Here is a 1,554-nt window from a genome sequence, read left to right as displayed (position 1 = left end):
TTCAGACTGAAGACAAAGTCGTTAGAATTATATTTCTAACGGCTTTTTCATATGTAAAGTAGTATAATAGAGATAGGAATACTAGCTAATAAGCAGAGGGAGAATCGCTATGTTACACAAAGAAAATCCAGACTACAATCTCGGTCAATTTGGTTTCTACAGTTTAGATGACCTTGTTCCTCAAGATCATCTCCTTCGTCAAATAGAGGAAGCTATTGACTTCTCCTTTATCTATGACTTAGTCGCAGATAGCTATAGCGATGATACAGGGCGTCCTAGTCTTGACCCTATTCTGCTCATTAAAATTCCAATCCTTCAGTGTCTCTTCGGCATTCGTTCCATGCGTCAAACCATTAAGGAAATCGAAGTCAACACTGCCTACCGTTGGTTTCTTGGTCTTCGACTGGATGATAAGGTGCCTCATTTCACTACCTACGGAAAGAACTATGTCCGTCGTTTTCAAGATAGACAAGTTATTGAAGGCATTTTCACCCATATCTTAGGTCTCTGCGTCAATGCAGGCTTCATAGATCCAACAGAAATTTTCATTGACGGTACCCATATCAAGGCTGCGGCGAATAATCGTAAATTCATCAATCGTGAAATTGAAAAGCAAGCCAAGTTTATGAGTGACCAGCTAGAGATTGAAATTAACAGGGATAGAGAAAAGCATGCAAAAAAGCCGCTAGGGCCCGCAAAAGAGGAGGGACCCATCGCTAAGAAAATTTCTACAACTGACCCTGAAAGTGGCTGGTTTCATAAAGGGGACCATAAGGAAGTATTTGCTTATACAGCTCAGGTTGCTTGTGACAAGCATGGTTGGGCTCTGGCTTATAGCGTGGAGGCTGGCAATGTCCATGACAGCCAGGCCTTTCCTGTACTCTTCACTAAACTCCAACCCTTTCAGCCTAGTTTTCTCGTTGCCGATTCTGGCTATAAGACCCCAAGTATCGCTCGCTTCCTCCTAGAACAAGAGATTACTCCAGTCTTTCCGTATACACGACCGAAAGGAAAGAAAGGGAAACTACGCTCGAAGGATTTTGTCTATGATGAATACTATGACTGTTATATCTGTCCTGAGAATCAGGTCTTAACCTATCGCACTACAACCAGAGAAGGTTATCGGGAATATAAGAGTGACTCAGCTATCTGTGCTACTTGTCCACTTCTATCAATTTGTACAGAAAGCAAGAACAAGCAGAAAGTGGTAACTCGACACATTTGGAAAGAGGCTTTAGAAAGCTGTGAAGAGATTCGGCACAGGAAAGGTATGAAGGAGCTCTACCAGAAGCGGAAAGAAACCATTGAACGCCTCTTTGGGACAGCCAAAGAGTACCACAATCTTCGTTACACAAGAGAGAAAGGCAAGTCCAAAATGGAGGATAAGGTTGGACTGACTTTGGCGTGTTTAAATCTCAAGAAATTGGTAAAAATGAGGGCAGGGAAGCCTTTTTATTTTGTCCAAATAGCCACTATTCTGGCAAAAAGACGGACTATCAGACCAATAAACAGAAAAAGACAAACATCAAGCGAGATGTTTGTCTTCAATCTGAA

General features: G+C 42.0%; 1 pseudogene. It reads left to right on the top strand.

Features of this window, described 5'->3' with window-relative positions:
• Positions 1-109 precede the first annotated feature (109 nt).
• A pseudogene (locus C1E99_RS02105) lies at positions 110-1,554 on the top strand (IS1182 family transposase); the annotation flags it as partial.

This window comes from Streptococcus suis (assembly GCF_002964045.1).
Lineage (GTDB): Bacteria > Bacillota > Bacilli > Lactobacillales > Streptococcaceae > Streptococcus > Streptococcus suis_U.
The sequence above is the reverse complement of the archived record's forward strand: the minus strand, read 5'-3'. Positions and strand labels throughout refer to the sequence as shown.